Source organism: Micromonospora gifhornensis, assembly GCF_016863515.1.
GTDB lineage: Bacteria > Actinomycetota > Actinomycetes > Mycobacteriales > Micromonosporaceae > Micromonospora > Micromonospora gifhornensis.
In genome coordinates this window covers 1-18271 of record NZ_BOPA01000068.1, presented here as the reverse complement: position 1 = coordinate 18271, position 18271 = coordinate 1, and the positions used below count along the sequence as shown (strand labels likewise).

Annotated in this window: 12 protein-coding genes, 2 pseudogenes and 1 CRISPR repeat array; of the genes and pseudogenes, 2 read left to right on the top strand and 12 right to left on the bottom strand. The window is 67.8% G+C overall.

What is annotated here, in order from left to right; genetic code table 11:
• Positions 1–554 precede the first annotated feature (554 nt).
• The 12 genes and pseudogenes from cas2 to Vgi01_RS29270 form a co-directional block, all read right to left on the bottom strand.
• Entirely contained in the window at positions 555–842 is a 288-nt protein-coding gene (cas2, locus tag Vgi01_RS29325) for a CRISPR-associated endonuclease Cas2 (protein WP_204293228.1), read from the bottom strand.
• Positions 839–2701 carry a CRISPR-associated endonuclease Cas1 gene (cas1, locus tag Vgi01_RS29320; protein WP_204293227.1) on the bottom strand — a complete coding sequence of 621 codons (1863 nt, stop codon included), beginning with the start codon at positions 2699–2701 and terminating at the stop codon, positions 839–841. Before cas1 ends, cas2 begins: the two co-directional genes overlap by 4 nt.
• 38 nt (positions 2702–2739) lie before the next feature.
• Positions 2740–3070: a CRISPR direct-repeat array (repeat unit 37 nt; unit sequence GTTTCTATGCCCGCTGGGTTGGGCTGTGGATGGGGAC).
• 240 nt (positions 3071–3310) lie between these two features.
• Complete coding sequence (gene cas6, locus Vgi01_RS29315) at positions 3311–3982, bottom strand: CRISPR system precrRNA processing endoribonuclease RAMP protein Cas6 (protein WP_204293226.1); 672 nt, start codon at positions 3980–3982, stop codon at positions 3311–3313.
• A 41-nt stretch (positions 3983–4023) separates the two neighbouring features.
• The gene (gene cmr1 / locus Vgi01_RS29310; protein WP_204293225.1) at positions 4024–5337 is read right to left on the bottom strand and encodes a type III-B CRISPR module RAMP protein Cmr1; all 1314 of its coding nucleotides are present in this window, start codon (positions 5335–5337) and stop codon (positions 4024–4026) included.
• A 34-nt stretch (positions 5338–5371) separates the two neighbouring features.
• A complete protein-coding gene (locus tag Vgi01_RS29305) occupies positions 5372–6565 on the bottom strand; it encodes a hypothetical protein (RefSeq protein ID WP_204293224.1) in 1194 nt (397 codons plus the stop codon).
• A gap of 350 nt (positions 6566–6915) precedes the next feature.
• Positions 6916–7839, bottom strand: a complete 924-nt coding sequence (locus tag Vgi01_RS29300; RefSeq protein ID WP_204293223.1) for a hypothetical protein — start codon at positions 7837–7839, stop codon at positions 6916–6918.
• Positions 7836–8708: a type III-B CRISPR module RAMP protein Cmr6 gene (gene cmr6, locus Vgi01_RS29295; protein ID WP_204293222.1), complete on the bottom strand. Its 873-nt coding sequence runs from the start codon at positions 8706–8708 to the stop codon at positions 7836–7838. The genes Vgi01_RS29300 and cmr6 overlap by 4 nt, the downstream gene beginning before the upstream one ends.
• Positions 8705–9139: a type III-B CRISPR module-associated protein Cmr5 gene (locus Vgi01_RS29290; protein WP_204293221.1), complete on the bottom strand. Its 435-nt coding sequence runs from the start codon at positions 9137–9139 to the stop codon at positions 8705–8707. Before Vgi01_RS29290 ends, cmr6 begins: the two co-directional genes overlap by 4 nt.
• A complete protein-coding gene (gene cmr4, locus Vgi01_RS29285) occupies positions 9136–10125 on the bottom strand; it encodes a type III-B CRISPR module RAMP protein Cmr4 (protein WP_239089240.1) in 990 nt (329 codons plus the stop codon). Before cmr4 ends, Vgi01_RS29290 begins: the two co-directional genes overlap by 4 nt.
• Positions 10126–10130: 5 nt before the next feature.
• Positions 10131–11219: a type III-B CRISPR module-associated Cmr3 family protein gene (locus Vgi01_RS29280; RefSeq protein ID WP_204293219.1), complete on the bottom strand. Its 1089-nt coding sequence runs from the start codon at positions 11217–11219 to the stop codon at positions 10131–10133.
• A complete protein-coding gene (locus tag Vgi01_RS29275; RefSeq protein ID WP_204293218.1) occupies positions 11216–13075 on the bottom strand; it encodes a Cas10/Cmr2 second palm domain-containing protein in 1860 nt (619 codons plus the stop codon). Before Vgi01_RS29275 ends, Vgi01_RS29280 begins: the two co-directional genes overlap by 4 nt.
• 1061 nt (positions 13076–14136) lie before the next feature.
• Positions 14137–14577, bottom strand: a pseudogene (locus Vgi01_RS29270) (NF041680 family putative transposase); the annotation flags it as partial.
• A gap of 130 nt (positions 14578–14707) precedes the next feature.
• Here Vgi01_RS29270 and Vgi01_RS29265 point away from each other — a divergent pair.
• Together Vgi01_RS29265 and Vgi01_RS30975 are read left to right on the top strand one after the other, a co-directional pair.
• Positions 14708–17953: an NACHT domain-containing protein gene (locus Vgi01_RS29265; protein WP_204293217.1), complete on the top strand. Its 3246-nt coding sequence runs from the start codon at positions 14708–14710 to the stop codon at positions 17951–17953.
• Positions 17922–18271 (top strand): annotated as a pseudogene (locus tag Vgi01_RS30975) (transposase); the annotation flags it as partial. The gene Vgi01_RS29265 and the pseudogene Vgi01_RS30975, both read left to right, overlap by 32 nt.

Genomic DNA, 18271 nt, shown 5'->3' with positions numbered 1-18271 from the left:
TTCCGCTTCAAGTAGGACATCTATTTAGTGATTGATCGGTTTGCTATTGCTGCGCGCGTGAATATGCTCGTAATTTGTATCTTTTCTGCGCTCGCCGACTGTGCTGTGGACGGCAATAGCTCCACCAACTGCTCGACGGGAACCGTCGTATCCGATTTCTATGCCCGCTGGATTGGGCTGTGGATCGCAACGGCGCACGAGTAGTCGTTCGAACTACATGGGCCGAGTTTCTATGCCCGTTGGATTGGGCTGTGGATCGCAACCCACACCACCGAGTCCGGCCTCGTCGTTCCGGGTGTTTCTATGCCCGCTGGATTGGGCTGTGGATCGCAACCCTACCTGGAAATCGGGGGTCTGGCGTGCGAGGACGAAGATCGTTGCGCGGACCTCGGCGAGCTGGTGGCTGTCGAGGTTGTGGGCCAGGTCGCAGAGATTCAGCAACTCCCGGCTTGACCTGCTCAAATGGGTTTGCGCGCACCTGTGCTCCTGAAGGGGCGACCCGGTGGGTCCGGGTTCGGAGGCTTTGCTCCGAAGTGTCGTGGAGTTGCTGACCGTCACACGATCCAGAAGTCCACTCGTTCCTCGATAGTCCGGCGACCATAGATTATTCGCTCGTTGAGGGTTTGGGGAGTCAGGCGGTAGAGGCGTACCTGGTCGTCGTCGGGGTCGATCAGGCCGCGTAGGCGCTCACGGAAGGCGCCGGCCGATTCCGTGTCGGGTAGCTCGACTTCGAAGACGGACAGTTGCACCCGTGGGCCGTACCCGGAGAGGAACATCGCTACGTCGGCGCGGCGGTCGTCGTCGGCGATGTCGTACGCGACTAGGTAGCAGACTCGGCTCACCGCCACACCACCGGCCGGTACTCCGGCTTGCGGCCGGTCAGTACGGCGGCGAGGGTTCGTGCCTGCGCCAGCATGACGTGCCGCCAGGGGATTCGTCGTTTCTCGGCGGGGTGGTGCACCAGGGTCAGCATGCGTCGTTCGTACGCTTCGAGGAATGTGCGGCGGCCGTGGTCGTCGAGTCGGCAGCCTTGGTCGTCGGTGAGGGTGAAGTTCATCGGGGTGATCTGCCCGGTGCGGGCCAGGCGGATCACCGTGGCGTCGACCACGACGGGTCGTAGTTCTTCGATCAGGTCCAGGGCGAGGGAGGGGCGGTTGCGGCGTGGCGAGTGCAGCATCCCCAGGTACGGGTCCAAACCGGCGAGCTGGCATGCGGCTACTGCTTCGTGAGTGAGTAGCGTGTAACCGAAGGAGAGCATCGCGTTCACCGGGTCGGGTGGCGGGCGACGCTGCCGAGTGGTAAAGCCCCACTGCGGTCCGAGGATCTGGGACAGGCCGGCGAAGTAGTCGCGGGTGGCCGAGCCTTCGTACCCCATCAGTTCAGCGGTGTTATCGGCGGTGAGTGCCGACTGCCGGGCGGCGGCGAGGCGGCTATGTCGGTCGGCCAGTTCCGGAGCCTGTTGGGTTCGGGCGGCGCGTAGCAGACCCACTCGCATGTTGGTGATCTTCCCGGCCACCAGGTGCCGGGCGATGCGCAACGCGCGCCGGTCGTCGTCGGCGGTCCGGTACTGGGCCAGCCTCAGCTCCGGGTCCGTGCCGTCCAGACCAGCCACTCGGGCGGAATGCTGGCCGTCCTCATACAGCCAGGTCAGCTCGATACCCCGTTCCACCACTCGCTGCAACAGGGTCGAGGTGACGCCGACCCGACCGAAACACACGATCTGGCGTACCCGTTTGAGGTTGACGTTGGCGAGCAGCCGGTCGCCGTCTTCCACTCGTAGCCGTTCACCTTTGACGCGCAGCAGCGCGCCCTGGGTGGTCACGAAAACCGTGCCCTGTAAAGGTTTCGCCTGTGCGTCGGCCGCCGGGCCGGAGGTGGCGGTGACGGCCTGCCCGCAGAACGGCACTCCCTCGTCAAAGCCGAGCACCCGCTGATCGTCGGCGTTGAGCCGTAGGCTGAGCGCCTCGGCTTCGGTGGCGGCGAGTTCGAGGACCCGCAGCCCGGTCGGACGGTCAGCGACCGGGATCGCGATGTCGTCGCCGTAGCGCACCACCTGATGCCCCTGTCGCATCAGGGCCCGGTCGAAGCTGTCCAGGTAGAGATTTGCCAGCAGTGGCGACAGGCCACCACCCTGATGCAGGCCACGTCCGCCGCTGCCCCGCTCACCAGTGACCGGTCGGCCGACCAAGCGTTCCACGAGCGCCACCAACTCCGCATCCGTTACCAGCTCCCGTAGCCGCCGTAGCAGCGGCCAACGCGGAATGCTGTCGAAGCAGTCGTCGATGTCACACCGAGCCACGAACGCCGACCCCGACTCGCGGGCGGTCGCCAGCGCGCGCACGGCGTCGGTGACCCCGAGCCCACGGCGGTAGGCGAAACTCCACGGCGACAGCGTCGGATCCACTACTGGATCGAGTACGTCCAGAAGGGCCCGCTCCACGATGCGATCCTCGATGGAGCCGATCGCCAGCAAGCGGGTACCGCCGTCCGGCTTCGGAATCGAAACGCGGGTCATCGGCGCGGGCTGGTAGCGGCCACCGGCCAGGTCACCGGCCAACTCGCTGAGCCGGGCGAGAGCCCGTGACTCGAACGCCAGGATCGCGTTGCTCGGACGCCCATCGTCGTACGCGTTGTCCCGCACTTCCTCCCACGCCCGCAATAACGCCTCATCAGTAACCGCCCGCGCCAACAATGCGCCCAAGATTCCACCCTCCAGCACATCAAATTCGACGGCGTGTTGTGCCGATGCCCGCTGGGTTGGGCTGTGGATGGGGACAGTCGGAGCTCGCCGCGCAGCAGTCGAACGTCGCCGTTTCTATGCCCGCTGGGTTGGGCTGTGGATGGGGACGAGCATATCGGTGTCTTGACCGGAGAGAACGAGGAGTTGTTTCTATGCCCGCTGGGTTGGGCTGTGGATGGGGACAGTTACTGGAAGTGGTGGCAGGGCAAGTGACCTCCACGTTTCTATGCCCGCTGGGTTGGGCTGTGGATGGGGACGGCCTGACACACGCCCTTCGGGGCGACATACATATTGTTTCTATGCCCGCTGGGTTGGGCTGTGGATGGGGACCCTATTCGAGAATAGACGGGTCTGAGCTGCCGGGATGGAGATCATCGCGCGGGCCTTGCGGATAGGTGTTTCAGGGCGTCGTGGGCTGCGTCACACGAGTCGTTGATCTGGCCGTTGACGTGCTCAGATGGGCTTGCGCGCACCGCACCTCCTGCGTGTCGCTTTCGGGTGGTCCGGGTTCGGCTGTTTCGCGGCATTCGGGGAAGTGGAACGTCGAGGAATTCTAGCGGTCATCGATGCCTATGGTGGTGGCAAGTCGATTGCGCCGAGTCCGTGGGTGGTGCCGTGGCCGAGGCCGGCAATCAACGCGAAGCCGTTGAAGCTGGCGAAGAGTCGGCAGGCGCTGGGGGTGGCGGCGCGGGGTAGGCCGAGCGTGATGGTGCCGATGAAGCCGGCGCTGGTGGTGCCGTGCCATCGGTACGGCTCGGTGTGGATGTCGTGGGCGTAGAGCAGGGCGCTTCGGCTGAGTTCGCGTACGTCGTCGTCGGCGGCCTGGCCGCCTGCGGACCGGAAACGTCGGGCGAGCGTCGAGTAGATCAGGTACGGGTCGGGGAGCGGGTAGTCGCGGCCGTGTTGGCGGAACTTGGCCGGTGTGACGACTGCCAGCCGTACCCGCCGTCCGGGAGTGCGTTCGGCGAGGCGGTCCAGCGGGATGCGGCGCATCTGGGCACCGGTCACCTCGCACCAGCGGGCACCGAAACGCAGCCGCTCCGGTGGTGCGGCGACCGGCGGGGGAGTGTCCGGTAACCAGGTGAGGACCACTCCGGCGCACTTGTCGGGCGGACCGAGCAGCCGGGCGGTGAAGGGTTTGTCGTCGGCGTGATGCGCTCCACCGGCGTCCTCGAAGATCTGGCAGGCGAGGGCGTGCAGGTGGTCGTGGTGCGGCTGCTCGCTGAGATCGACCGGTGCCACGAGGTCAAGCGTCCATTGGGTAGGCATGGAGTGCCCGTCCTTCACGGGGTTTCAGAGCGGATGAAGGAGCCGTCGGAACTGCTCAGTGTCGTTATCCAGTCCGTGCTGAGTCTTTTGACGTCAGCCGAGCCGACGACGAGGGGCCGCATCGGCTGGCTGAGGACGACATCGACCTCGGGGGGCAGGAATCGGCCGAGGAACGCGAAGGAGAGCAGCCGCCACTTGTCGTCGCTGTCCCGCACCGGTCGCAACCACAAGGGGGAGGCTCGTCGCAGCGGCGACCCACCACCCCCAGCGGCGCCTACCGGATACACGGTCTTGCCGTCTTTGAAGACGACCGGGAGTCCGAGTGCGCCCAGCGCGAACTCGTGGTCGGTGCCGTTGACGGTGTGCAACCATTCCCGGGTTTTGATCTTCGGGGTGTACTTGGCTCCGGGTGCCGATTCCGTGGCACGAAACGACCGGAACTGCTCGCCGGCGTACGCGAGCACCGCCGACCAGTCGGCAAAGGTACGGCTACTGAGGCCGGCGATGAAAACCTCCGGACCCCCGAACACCGGATATGTGGGCAGGCCGTGCCAGCCATCGAAAGCTGCCGGTGGAGTGGTCAGGTCCTGGCGGGCCAGGGCGACGAGTCGTTCCAACGACTCGGCGCAGGTGGCGAGTTCCGGCGGGCGGCCATGCTCGTCGAGTTGTAGCCCTGCGCTGGGCACGACAGTTGCCGAGCACAGCATTTCCGGGGTCCAGGGTGCCGGCAGCTCACCTTCCACCGCGGTGATGCGCAGGCCGCCGAAGCCACGCCGGGTGCGGGCGCCGAGCCCGCCGTACCGGCACAGGCACCACAGTGCCGCCAGGGCCAGGGCGGCGGCGTCTGTGTCTGCGCCGAAGCGCAGTTGCAGCCTGAAGGGGGGTCCACCGGGGTCGATGAAGCGGCGGGTGACAAGGATCCCGCGGTTGCCCCCGGCCGGCTTGGACAGCCCCTGGCCGGCGAGGTATCCGATCCATCGACCCTTGTCGCCTCCGGACCAGGCTGGCCTGCCCAATCTGGCCTCGGGTGGGTTCGGCAGTCTCAGGGCCACCGGCGAGGCCCGCATGGTGCTGCCGAAGACTCGGCTTTCCACGGCCGCCAGCAGTCCGATCTGCTCACCGACCTCTGCACCGGCTATGGCGCGCAGCCAGTAGCGCATCGCCCCCCGCAGCGAGGAGATACGTATCCCCGTTTCTGGTTCGGTGGCATGGGCCGGAAGCTGTCCTCCGGCTTCCTGCCTCGCGGCTTCGGCCATCGACATCGGCGGCTGATGACCGCCGTTGAACAGCGGCGTGGTTACCTGCATGTTCAGCGTCGTCCAGGCCATGGCTGCCTCTCGTCGTCGTACCGTTCTGTTGTCGTCATCGGTGCCAGCGCAGGTGGGCCAGGGGAGCGGTGATCGGACGGTCGTCCCAGAGGATTTGGGCGAAGACACCGACGGCCAGGCACCAGGCGGTGCCGAGGCCGAGGATGGCCAGGCCCGTGCTGGCCGGCCAGTGCTGCCACGATTCCCTCAGTTCGCGGCCGCTCTCCACGAGGGCGGGCGCGACGGCGACCAGGCCGATGACCGCTACGAGGAAGGCGTGGGCGGCACCGACCCCAGCGACGGCCAAGGCTCTCCCGATCGACGTGACGGCGGCGACACCGTGGTTGCGCGCCTCCCCGACGAGGTAGCCGATGCTCGCCGTGGTGAGGGCGGCCGGTGCCCACCAGGATCCTGCCGGGTTGCGCCACCAGTCGAAGTGCAGGGTGAGGAGTGCGAAGAGGCCGACCGTTCCTGCGGCGGGCAGACGCAGCAGCCAGGCGGTGGCCCAGATTCGGCCGAACACGACGACGAGGGCACCCAGCGTGGTGTAGCTGGCCGCAGCCGTGATCGCCGCCGCGTGGAACTGTCCACAACCGGCCAGCACCAGGGCACCCGCCGCACCGAGCAGCGGTAGTACACCGGCCCATCGCCGTGACCAGCGGGCAGCCCTGGTGACCGCAGGCCGGCACCGCCCCGGGTCACCGGCAGGGTAGGCGGCGGCGCGAACAACCCGCCCCAGCCGCATTCGAGGCAGCAGATGCCGATCGAGCACGTTGTCGAGCAGCGCTTGGTCGTCGGCGGTGAGCGGCTCGCGGGCGTCGTCGATGACGGACCAGCGTGTGACCAGGGGCAGACCTGTTGCCGTGCGTCGTGGCCGGGTCGCCTGTCGTCCTTGGTAGCGGAAAACCAGCGCGTCGATTTCGCATTCGATCTCCGCAGGCGTGGCGGCAGCGAGCAGCACATGAGACTGGTACGCGTCGAGGCAACGGTGCCACTCCCAGCGGGCCCGCCGGCAACGCTGCACCACGAGGTCGGCCGCGTCGCTGCCGAAGACCATGCCCAGGTCCACGGCGGGATCACCGGACCCGTCCCGCCAGAGGCCGGCGCTGTCTCCCGGGTCGCCGCGGAATGCCTCGCTGAGTGTGAGGAACCGTAGCCGCGCCGCGACCGGTCGGAGTGATTCGGCGTCCTCGGGCGCGGTGTCGGCGACGGCCAGCCAGGCCGCTTCACCGATCCAGCACGTCCACATCCACACCTGCGTCGAGGAAATGGTCGGCTCGTCGAGCAGGGTGACAATCCGTTGGGGTAGAAGCCCCGGGGCGAGCAGGACGGCCAGCAGGGCTGGTCGGTTTTGGCTGAGGCGATCCGCTGTGTTTCTGAGCGCAGCCGTCACCTGGTGGGGTGCCAGCGCGCTGCCGCGTGGCAGGTGACCGTCGAGGCAAAACAGGTCCCTCCAGAGCTCGCGATCGGCCATGGCTGCCATGTCCCACGACTCCCGATCGGCTGGGCGCCATCGGGCGAACGCTGGTCCGATTCCTCCGCCCAGGCGCTCTACCAGCCCGGACAGCCCGGTCGGCGGTTCGACGGTCACCGCCATCGCTAGCCCCTGCCGATCGGCTCGGCCGGGATGCCCATCAGGGTGCGCAGTCCAACCCCGAAGGGGGTCAGCTGAGCGCGGCGGGTGGAGTCATCGGCGTCGTACGCGTACCCGTCCATCGACCGTGGGTTCGGTAGTCCTCTGCGCGAGCCGTCGGGCGCGAAGCCAGCCAACTCCTTCTGCACCGCATCGCGGTTGAGTCTGCGTAGTGGCAGCCGGAGGACCTTTTCACTGGTGTCGTGCAGCACGTGCGCCTTGACGGCGGACACCTGTGCGGGGGGAAAGGACCGTAGCCCTTCGGCCAGCCCGATCAGGTAGGGGATGGCTGCTTTGAAGCCACCGGAGAGATGGAAGTGGAATTCCTCGGGTGGCCCGAACTCGCCGGGCAGGAGCGCCCGCCCCAGCGTCCCCAGCCCCGCCATCGCCTTGGCGAAGTCGGACTCCCGGCTCGCGTCCAGGTATGGCACCCGCACGATCGTCACTCCGGGCGCCGGGGTGAACCATGCGGGGTCGTCGACGTACCGGATTCGCTCGGCTGCACCGCCGACCAGGCCGACCGCGGTCCATAACCCGGAGCAGAGGCCGGCGATGGTGTCGGTGGCGAGCAGGACCACCGAATCGTCGGCGGCAACGTGGGGTCCGCCGTTGACGCGGTGGAAGGTCTCCATCTCGGCGCACACCTGGACCGGCCAACGGTGCGCCTCGACCGCATTGATCAAGTCGGCTTCCTTCGTCGGAAGGTGCCCTCCGGTACCGAACCAGATGGCCAACCGGTCGCTCACGGCGGCCTTGTCGGTGCCGACGTCAGAAAGAATGCTCTGCGGCTTGTATCTGCTGATGATCGGATGCAGGTCGCCGAAGCGGTCGCGTGGTTTGGTGAACGCGTCCAGCAGGCTCCGTCCGACGGAGATGAGGTGCACCGTCACGCTTGTGTCTCCTGCGGGGTCAGGTATCCGTAGCCGGCGGAGGTCTTCGCGCCCACGCCCAGCTCGTCCATCGCGGTGACACACCACTCTGCGGCCCCCGCCACGTCCTCGGTCGGGCCGAGGAGGTCGATGGCGAAGGTGCCCCCCTCCACCACCAGGAACTCACTGGGGATCGGCTGATGATGTTCGCCCGGAGCCTGCTCTTGCCCGTAGTACGGCTGCTGATGGGGGGTCACCACGTCACGAACAACGGTGGCGGGACCACCGACGGGAAGCGCGTCGAGGAAGGCGACACTGCCTTGGCCTGCACCTTCTGGCGCTGCGGCCGACTCGTCGGGATCCGCCCCGACCCGGGGCAGCCCGAAGATCCTGCCGAACAGCTGCGGGTCCTCCTGGTCGATCCCGCATTCACGAGCCCATGCGCAGGTCAGACCTTTGATGGTCGAACCAGGGATGACCGGCCAGCCGTAGGTGCCGTGCAGGGAAAGACCGATCTCGTACGGGTTGAGGCGATTACCGAGGCCCACCGCCATCCGCCATTGCGGGGTGACCTTCCGCCGTTGCCACACCACTTTGCCGTTGCGTTGCGTGACCAGAGCCGTCAGTGCGCGTGCGCGGCGCTGGGCGGCGATCGCTAGCAGTTGGGGCTCCTGACCGAGGCCGAAGTCGGCGGCCCAGCGCAGCACCGACGCCTCGGTCTTGGTGTCGAAATCCCCCCTGCCGGTGACGAAAGCCGCGCGGTGCAGGACCACGAGAGGGTTCGCGCCGGCCTTCAGCACGCCACCGTGGCCACGGATCATCAGGTCGACGGTCCGAAGGACGTTGCCGATGGGACCGGCCGCATTGCGGCCGGGGTATGGAGCGTTCATACGGCGTCGCCGTCCGGGGTGTCTTCATTGGCGGATGCGGCGGCGATGAAGCGTGCCTCGGCTAGTCGGCTCAACCAGCCCGCGAGGGCCTGCACCTCGGCTGACGCCCGGGCGTAGGCGGAGGCGTCCAGTGTGGCCAGGGCGTGCAGCAGCTTCTCGTTGGTGTCGGCCTCGGCCGCGTCGACAAGTCCGCTGCCGGTGGTCAGGTGTATCCGGATCCCGTCTGCCACCTGATGGTACGCCTGACCCAGCTCGGTGGCGTTGCTCTTGCCGAGCAGGTACGCGTAGGTGGCGGCCAGGCCGGACATCCGGAGCTGCACCGGAAGCTGCCGGTAGCGGGTCCGCAGCGGCCTGTCGATGGTGTCTGCCAGCATGGCTGCCGCGGCGGCGGCCATCTGCTGGTCCACCCGACGGACCCGGCTGCCGGTCATCGGCCGGCCTCCGCCCCGTCGTCGGCGGGTTCCGGCGCGGCCACGGCCCGCACGTCGTCGGCGCGCAGCAACCGCGCCCAGACCAGGCCCTTGCCGATCGTCTCGTCGCCGCCAACCTGAATGAGTTTGTCGTGCAGCAGGTCGCGGAGGAACCCGACCACGTCGTCGGAGGTCAGGTCGCTGCCTGAGGGCATCGGACGCATGGTCAACGAGGCGGCGAGGATGGTCTCGGTGGGCAGGTACTCGCTGTGGAAGGGGCCGTTCTGCACGGTCTTGCCGGCGTTGAGCTGCACCCGGGCGACGAACTCGGTGCACTCGGTGAGCAGCATCGGCATCACGTCCCACCCCACCGCGAGTAGATCGTCGCGCAGCTTCGCTCCGAGCGGCGCCAGCGGCGCTTTGGTGGCCTCGGCCGGTGTGCTGGCGGCCTCGGCCGGGGCACCGAGGACATCGGTGGCGAGTTGCGCGGCCCAGTGCTGCAGATGCTGGTCCGGTGCGTCACCCATCCTGACCAGGCAGGGGCCGAGCACCTGATTGCTCGCCCGGCCGGCACCGGTCCAGGTTGCCGAGGCGGCAGCCCCGGCGTCGGCAGTCAACGACGGTGCCTGCGGCAGATCGGCTATCCCGAGCCGGGCGTACTTGCGGGCCAGCCGGTTCAGGGCCAGTTCGGAGGTGACCCAGGCGAAGGTGCGTTGCAGGGTGGGCACCGGCATCGCCACCAACTGCGCGTCGCCCACCGTCAACAGGCCCGCGCTCAGCTCGATCTCGGCGTCGTCAGGCCCCCGCACCGGGGCCCCGAACACCGGCACGACGAGGTCGTCCAGATCAGCCTCCAACGCTGCCTGCCGCAACGCGCCCTTGAGGCTTTGTCCCCAGATCACCGGGTAGCCGGTGAAGGCCTCCCGTTGCACCGGCAGATCCAGCACCCCGAGACTGTCGGAGGCCCCGGCATGCACCGGCGACTCGGCGTACAGGTAGAGCAGCATCTCCGTCACGACCACACTCCTGTCAGGATCACTCCGAAACCCGCCGTCCGTAGCCGGTCTCTGTCGGGTCGCCCGTACGCGGTGCCGTGCACCCCCGGACGCTCACCGTCGCCGAGGGCCCACCTCGCCGCCGCGTCGGCGTCGTCAAACTGCAACAGGTAGATCGAGCCGGCCGGGACCGCCCAGTACAGCGCCCGGGTGGCGCGTACCCCGCCTGCGGAACGAGGTGAGGCGGTCGCGATCGGCTCCGCCGGACCGACCACGGCGGACATCAACCGGGCACCCGGCGGCACCTCGATGCGCCAGCCGCCCGCCCAGATCGCGGGGGTGGCCAGGTAGACCAGCACCCGGCCGTCGGGGAATTCCGGCGGCGGATCAGGCCAGCCCACACCTTCGACCTCGGCCACGTCCGCGAGACGGCCCCGCCCACCGAGCGCCACCGGCCCGGTCGCGGTGTGCTGCCAGTCGGGCGGCAGCACACACTCGGCGAGCAGCGCCACCCCGTCGACCGGTCGCAGGAACGTGGCCTGGTAGAGCAGCCCTTCCTGGGCGACCCGCTGCGGGGTGCGACCCAGGCCGACCCGTGGCTCACGGACCAGCGGCCCGGGGTCGCGGTCCGGGTCGTCACGGACGAACTCCAGGCCGAGTTCTTCAACCGGGAGGTTCGGGTCTTTCGCGTCGACGAGCTCACCGTGCAGGTACCCCGTGAGGACTTCTGCGGTCAGCCACCCGCCCAACGGGTCACCCTCACCGACCATCAGCATCGGGCATTCGTCGCCGAGATCCGTGACGGCAGGTGACTCGGTCGGACGCAACCGGGTCACCAGACTGTGATCGTTCGCGTGGCGAACCAGGTCGGCCGGGACCGGGAAGTACGACGTCCACCAACCGCCCCGGTGCTGCTTGGCGAGGACCGGGCCGCGAATCTCGACGGGCTCCTCGCCGTACGCGCTGAAGACGGCGCCCCCGACGGTGCTGGGCCGGGGATACATCGGCTCGGCAGCGGTGTCCGCGCCGGCGTCGAACTGCCGACCGTCGCGGACCAGCAGTGCGTCACGGGGAGTCAGGGCCACCCATCGCCGCAGTCCGGTCACTGGCCCGCCCCCGTCGACACCGACAATGGCCGGCATTCCTGCCGCAGGAAAACCGCCACCCGCGCGGCCCGTTCAGGGGTACGACGGCCGTCACCGTGTGGCGGCCGCCCGGCCCGCTCCAGATAGCCGAGGCAGGCCAGGGTCCTTCCGTCCGATGGCGTACCGCCGTGACGTGCGACCAGCCGAGCCAGTTCCGCCTCGTAAAGCTCCTGCGGCAGCTGCTGGTCGGCGAACTCTGCGGCGTCGCGGGTCAGCTCGGTGAGGATCCGCGGAGACAGGAGCCGTCCCGTGGTCGAGGCGGTGAAGACGGAGAGCAGGTCCGCCGCCGTACCGCCCGGGGCCAGGGTGGTGGCCACCTCCGGCGCCGGAGTCCACGGCTGGATGGTGCTCTCCCGCGTGCCGCTGCGCCGCAGAAAGCCGACGGCCAGGGCGTGCTTCTTCGGGTGGCTCTCCTTCGCGTCGTGCAGCAACCGGGTTACCTCCGCCACCGCCCGGCGCAGCGAGGAACCACTGGAGAAGTACAGGACGGCCGTGCTGGCCTTGGGCAGCGTGTCCAGTGGCACCAGCCGGTGGCACTCGCGGGCTACATCGAGCGCGGTGGCCGCCGGTGCGAACGCCAGCAGGTCGTCACCGCCGGTATAGACGGGTACGCCGAACAACTCCCTGGTGCGCAGCGCCGCCCGCTGGGTGGCGGCCAACTCGGACAACCTCGCCGAGATCTCCCGATGCCAGGTAGCGCTGACCGCTGTGTCCTTGCTGAGGAACTTGCCCATACCGTCGAGGTCCTGAGCGACAACCGCAAGGTGGGCCGGCGGTTCGAGACGAGCAGACCCGGCCGGGGCGAGCGCCTGACCCAGCGCACGAGCAGCGCGCCAGCCAGCGGCGGCCAGGGCGCTGAAGTTCCGCTTGTCGCGGTCACCCTGCGCATACTCGTGACGTAGCCGGCGAGCGTTCCAGAAATCCGGGTAGACCCACGGCCCCGCCGATTCGGCTATCCAGCGCGCCAACCCTTCATGTTCCGCGCCGGACGGGACCTCCAGCCCCGGCACCCGCGACTCACGTACCCTGGTCAACTCCCTGACGGTGTCGCGCAGGTCGGTGACGGCCTTCCGGACATCGGTCTCACCGAGGCGGTCCATGATCAACCGACGGTACGGGGCGGAGGCGATGGAACTGGTGCACGGAAAACCGACCCGGTCGTCGGAGCGTCGTCCCCACATCCGCTTGACCCAGTTCGCGGCGCTGAGCGCATCGGTCTCGTGTGCGGGCGCCTTCGGCGGTCGGCTCTCCTCGGCGGGCCAGCGCGGGCTCAGGGTGCAGAGTCTGCGGCCAGGCCACACGCTCTGCCCGTCACCGGGGAAGTCGCGGATCCGTTTGCGGGCGGCAAGCATCTCGTTGGCCAGCTTCCACCGGGCGGCGTAGTCGCCGTGCTCGGCCGGTACCGCCACCCATTGCACACTCGGCATACCGGGGGTGGGGACCTCCCGGCCGAGGGTTTCGCGGACCAGGTTCGCCCAGTGCTCCCGCACCCCGGCGGCGGCAGCCGCCGCGACCCGCGCGCCACTGCCCGACGGGACCAGCGCCACCACACGGTTCGGGACGGCCACCGTGCCACCTTCCGACGGGTCCGTTGTGGACTTCGAGGCGTCCGTGGGAGCGGGAAACACAACGGTGGCGCCGGGGGTAGTCGAGAAGACGCCGGCGGCGGTGGAGGCCAGGCGGGCGACTATCTCACTGGCCGCATGCAGGTCAGCGGTCGTGCGGGACTCCGCGATGAACACCTGGACCCCCGACAGCGCGACGATCACCAGATCACGACTGTCGTCGGCTGTGGTCTTCACGTCCGGGTCAGACACTCTCATCCCTTCGCCGAACTCGTCCGAGCAGACAGTCGTACAAACGTACGCAGCTATTCACGACCGTTTAACGCGAAGGATGGATCATCCAGGCGTGATCCTGCTTGGCGTTAGCCTTTGTCGCCTACTCGACAAAACGGTTGCAACTGGTAGGAACCGCCGAGCAGCGCCGACTTGGCAGAGTGCGTGGACGATGTCCGGTTGCGGCACCTCCGACGCCAGGCTCGCGGATCACCCTGCGTCAGAGCACCGCCACCATGGGGAAAACTGGATGGAGATCGAGCCGTTCTCGTGCACCAAGAAGGAGAAGACTCGACCGGGTAAGAGGTTGACCTGCTCCGTGAGTTCGTCGTAACCGGACAAGCCAGCGTCGGCGCGCTCGTACTTTCGGCGACACGGTCCGAGTCACAGCGCTGACCTGGTCGTCAGCGCGGGTGTGCTGCGGAGGGTGGACGGGTCACGTGCCCCCGTTGGGTTCGGTCGAGATCCTGCCGCCGCAGCATCGGACTCGGCGCACTCACGCTAGCGCCGGATTCACCTGCGTCGCGTTGCTCTGCAGAAGGGTCCTGAGCCGAGCAACCCTTCACCCATCCGCCGGTCACCTTGAGTGGTGGGGCCATTCCGATCTGTTGCCTACTGAGGTGCGGTCGTGTCCGCCGCCGACAGGAGCTGCGGAGGACGCATGCACGACGCAAAGGCCTCATCGCTCAGATGCTCGACGCCCGCAAGCAGGCGAGCGTGAGGAGTGCATCGCGGTCCACAGCGGACCTTGCCGCGCGTTAAGGCCGTCTTCCCCGTTTCGGCTAGATCGCGCCGCCGGCCAGGCTTTCCGGCCAACGCGCGACTATAGTTGTGCGCCCTGAACCCTTCGACTTTCGGGATTGCGACGTGGGCCTGATCGAGATCGTCGGCGGACTCCTCGCCAAGACGTCCGCTGGACCGTTGGCTGATCTCGCTCGGCGGCAGGAGTCGATCGTCCGAGTGGCCAAAGTTGTCGGGTACGACCCGACTCAGCCGTCGCGCCAGTACGAGGCGTACTACGTTGCCGCCTTGGTCGAATCTTTCTCCCAGGGCCGGCGCAGATCGGTGGCCATGGCTCGGGCCAGGCGAAGCTGCGTGTAGGCGGCGAGGATCACCCAGGTCCACAGGTCGGCTGCCTGCGGGGTGCGGATCTTCGGACAGGTCCAGCCGAGGGTCTGTTTGAACAGGCGGAACGTGTGTTTGATGTCGAAGCGGCGCTGGAACGCCTGCCAGAGCCGGTCGACGTCGGCGCTGGTAGCGTCGACGCCGGACCACCACAGCCACACCGGCTTCGGAGTCGCGCCGCTGGGCAGGTGCTCGACCTCGAGGCGGATGACGGTTCCCTCGATGACCGGCAGCACCTTCGCCGCAGTGGTCCAGGCGGACCGGTGGGTCAATCGGGGATGCAACCGGTCCCAGGCACGGGCCCACGCCCTGCCGTAGAGACGGGTGTCGGCGACGGTGGCCGCGTCCGGCTCACCCGATCCTGCTCGGGGGACGCACCAGCACTCTTCACAGGCAACGCCTTCACCGAGTTGCGACATGTCCTTCAGCTGACGACTGTCCTCCGAGGACTTGGCGCTGTTTTCATTCTCGGCTACATTCCGGCGAATGGCGGCCAGGAAACTTGCCTTCGTTGACGCGGTGCGACTGCTTGGCGGCGAGACGGACGAGGTGGACTGGCTCAGCCGGTTGGTCGGCGTCACTGCGGGAGCGGTCACGGTCGCGACGGTAGGGGCGGTCGACCTCTTCGCGTTGCGCGATGAGCTGGCTACCTGGGGAAATGCGATCGTGGGTCGGATCCGGGAACGGGCGCACGGGCTGAGCCGATTCGACCGCACGCAGCGGTTGGTCGCCGCCCACTCGGTAATCGTGGTGACATCGTTCTTCGACGCACTAGACCACGTTCTGGGCGAATTGCCGGAGTTGGATCCGGCCCGCGCGAGGTTGACCGCGGAGGAGCAGGTCGCTCTGACGACCAAGACGCCAACGGCACAGAAGTACGCCGAGATGGTTACGGCGCTGATCGACCAACCGCCGCCAATGCCCGCCGCGCACCTGCCGTTCGAATCGACGCTGGCGGCTCTGGAACAGCACTACCGGACGGTGGCAGGCCGCGTGCACGCCTTTCTCGCCGGCCTCAGCGCGTACGACCGGGCACCGCTGCAGGAGGCGGCGCGACTGATGCGCCAACAGCTGCCCGGCGTGGCGCGAGACCGGTACGTGGAGGCGTACCGGATGCTCGCGGTCCAGGCACCGGAGTTCCAGGTTTGGTCGAGCATGGTGGAGGCACAGGCCACGCGTGTGGCCTTGGCCGAGGCCGTCGCGGCCCTGCGGACGGAGCTGAGCGCGCTGCGCGAGGCGGGGAACGCAGCCGTCGACAGCGTCCGTGCAGGCCTCGGCGCACGGCACCGGGCTCGGCTCGCGCGTTCCGTGCTCAGTTCGTCCGATGCTCCTTCTCATGTCACCTTTCCCTCACTGGGGCAGGCGTACGTAAAACCCAAAGGGCTGGTCTCCGTGGCCGGCCCGACTGATCTGCCCGCCACCGAGAACTGGTGGCAGGACAAGCCGACGGTCGCCGATGTGCCGGACTTCCTGTTGGGGCACCTGACCGGGCAGGGGGCGGTCGAGCAACCGGCGGTGATCCTGGGGCATCCGGGGTCGGGAAAGTCGGTGCTCACGGAGGTACTAGCCGCCGAATTGCCCGAGAGGGAGTTCCTCGTCGTCCGGGTCGAGTTGCGCAACGTCCACGCGGACTCGTCCGTCCAGCAGCAGATCGAACGGGCTCTCTACCAGGCCCTTGGCGAATCGGTGGGCTGGCCGGAGCTGGTGCGGCGATCGGGATCGGCATTGCCGGTCGTCATCATGGACGGCTTTGACGAACTGCTCCAAGCCACCGGCGTCAACCGCGCCGACTACCTTGAGCAGATCCAGGAGTTCCAGCTTCGGGAGGCGGACCTGCAGCGGCATGTCGCGGTCCTGGTAACGAGTCGGACGGTGGTGGCGGACCGGGCTCGTTTCCCGCCCGGCACCGTGGTCGTGCGTCTCGAACCCTTCGACGATGCGCAGATCACCGCATGGCTCGATACTTGGAACGCCGTGAACAGCGCCGGCCTGCGGCAACGCGGCCTTGACGTCTTGGCGGCGGAGACTGTCGTGCAGTACGGGGAGTTGGCTCGGCAGCCGCTGCTGCTGCTCCTCCTCGTCCTCTACGATGCGGGCGCCAACGCCTTGCAGGCTGCCGACCGAGGTATCGGCCGGATGGATCTCTACGACCGTCTCTTCGCCGACTTTGTGGCTCGGGAGGTCGACAAGCACGACGACGGTCTCAGCTCCGAGCAGCGAGGTGCGGAAATCGAGCGGGAGTGGCGGCGGCTGTGTGCTGTGGCTCTAGCTATGTTGAACCGGGGCGGCGATGTGATCTCCGAGGCGGAGCTGGAGGCGGACATCGTGCACCTGCTTGATCCGACGGACCTGGGGAACGCGCGGCCCGAGTCCCTGCGAAAGGCGCTCAGCGTCGGACAGTTGCTCGTCGGTCGATTCTTCTTCATCCATGAGTCCCAGGCCAGCCGTGGTACGGAAGCCGTAGAGCGCAGCTTTGAGTTTCTGCATGCGACGTTCGGTGAGTTTCTGGCTGCCCGCCAGATCGTTCACGCGCTGACCGAACTGGCCGAGGACCGCTCCCGCCAGCGTCGGCGGCCCGGCATGATCCTCGATGCCGGCTTCCTGTACGCCGCTACGTCGTTCATCACCGTCGCCCGCCGAGCACCGCTGTGGGAATTCAGCCGTGGACTCCTGGAACGATTGGACCCGGATTTACGCCAACGGTGCCGGGAGTTGGTAATCGAACTACTCGTCGACTCCGGCTACCCCCACCCGCGCTGGTCGCTCGCCGGGTACGAACCACGCCGCAAGCCAGTGGCAGCCCGGCACGCCACCTACTCGGCAAACCTCGCCTGCTTCGCCGTTGTTCTGGCAGACGCACCAGTGGACGCCGCCGAGCTGGTGGGGGAGCCGGTGGCGGTGCGGTGGCGGGCACAGGCGCTGCTGTGGCAGAGCCAGCTCGATCCGGAGGATCGTAAGCGCCTGTGGCAGACGCTGAGAGTGGAGTGGGACCTAGCCACGAACCCCACGACACTGAGGGTGCGCGCCGAGGACGGTGCGCCGGTGTGGGTGTACGAATCCCTTCCCTGGCCAGCGGACGATCGACCCGATTCGACCCTTATGAGCGGCGTGAAAAACGTCTGCCTGGACAGTGATTCCCAGGTGGGACGAGCCCTGCGTCGCTCGGCCTTCGTACAGACCACGATAGACGTCCGCGAACACTTGTACACGTTGTTGCCCTACTGGCGGCTCTGCGGCGACACGACCGTGTCAGTCGAGCACCACACGCTCGAATCTGCTGCTGCCGGGCTGTTCGAGCTGCTCCTGAATCCGATGAAGTCGAGAGACGAGACGGCCGACCGAGAGCGACTGTACAGGGCTGCTTTGAGCCACCCCAGTCCCCGTCACCGCCATCTCGCCCTGGCCCAACTCGCCCGCGACGCGGTGTACCTTCACGAAGACACCCTCGTCAGCTTACTCAGTCCGTTGTCCCTAGACGATCTAGACGCGAGGGCCATGGCGAACGTTGCGAGACTTATAAGCCGCTTGGTCCGCGACGCCCACAGCTCGCAGGAGATTGCGGTCGCCCTCTTGGCGCATGTCGAGCAAATGGATCCGATCCCGGTCCTTGTTGCTCTCTTGGGCGCCGCCTCGCTACCCGAACTGCAGGCATACGTGGACCAGGTCGCGGCGCAGTTGGAATCCCATCGCAGTCCAGGCCGGCGCCCGTCTACTGGGAGAAATCGGCGATGACCGCACCCGCTTCTCCCATGCGCGATCGTTGAAGGCCTTCGCCGGCGCGGCACCGGTGACGCGTGCGTCCGGCCGCAGCCTGGTCGTCTCGCAACGCCGGATCAAGAACGACCGACTTGCCGCGGTCGGCTTCACCTGGGGCCTGTCAGCGCTCAACCAGTCACCCGGCGCGCGAGCCCACTACGACCGACGCCGCACCGCCGGCGACGGTCACGCCGCCGCCTTCCGTCACCTGTTCAACCGTTTCCTCGGCTGCCTCCATCACTGGCTGAGAACACGGCAGCACTACCGAGAAACAACGGCCTTCCCAGGTCACGT

Coding starts and splice junctions, on each gene's coding strand:
- cmr4 (WP_239089240.1), bottom strand. CDS start 10,125: ATGCTGCTCTACCTGTACGCCGAGTCGCCGGTGCATGCCGGGGCCTCC.
- Vgi01_RS29265 (WP_204293217.1), top strand. CDS start 14,708: ATGGCGGCCAGGAAACTTGCCTTCGTTGACGCGGTGCGACTGCTTGGC.
- Vgi01_RS29290 (WP_204293221.1), bottom strand. CDS start 9,139: ATGACCGGCAGCCGGGTCCGTCGGGTGGACCAGCAGATGGCCGCCGCC.
- cmr6 (WP_204293222.1), bottom strand. CDS start 8,708: ATGAACGCTCCATACCCCGGCCGCAATGCGGCCGGTCCCATCGGCAAC.
- Vgi01_RS29305 (WP_204293224.1), bottom strand. CDS start 6,565: ATGTGGACGTGCTGGATCGGTGAAGCGGCCTGGCTGGCCGTCGCCGAC.
- cmr1 (WP_204293225.1), bottom strand. CDS start 5,337: ATGGCCTGGACGACGCTGAACATGCAGGTAACCACGCCGCTGTTCAAC.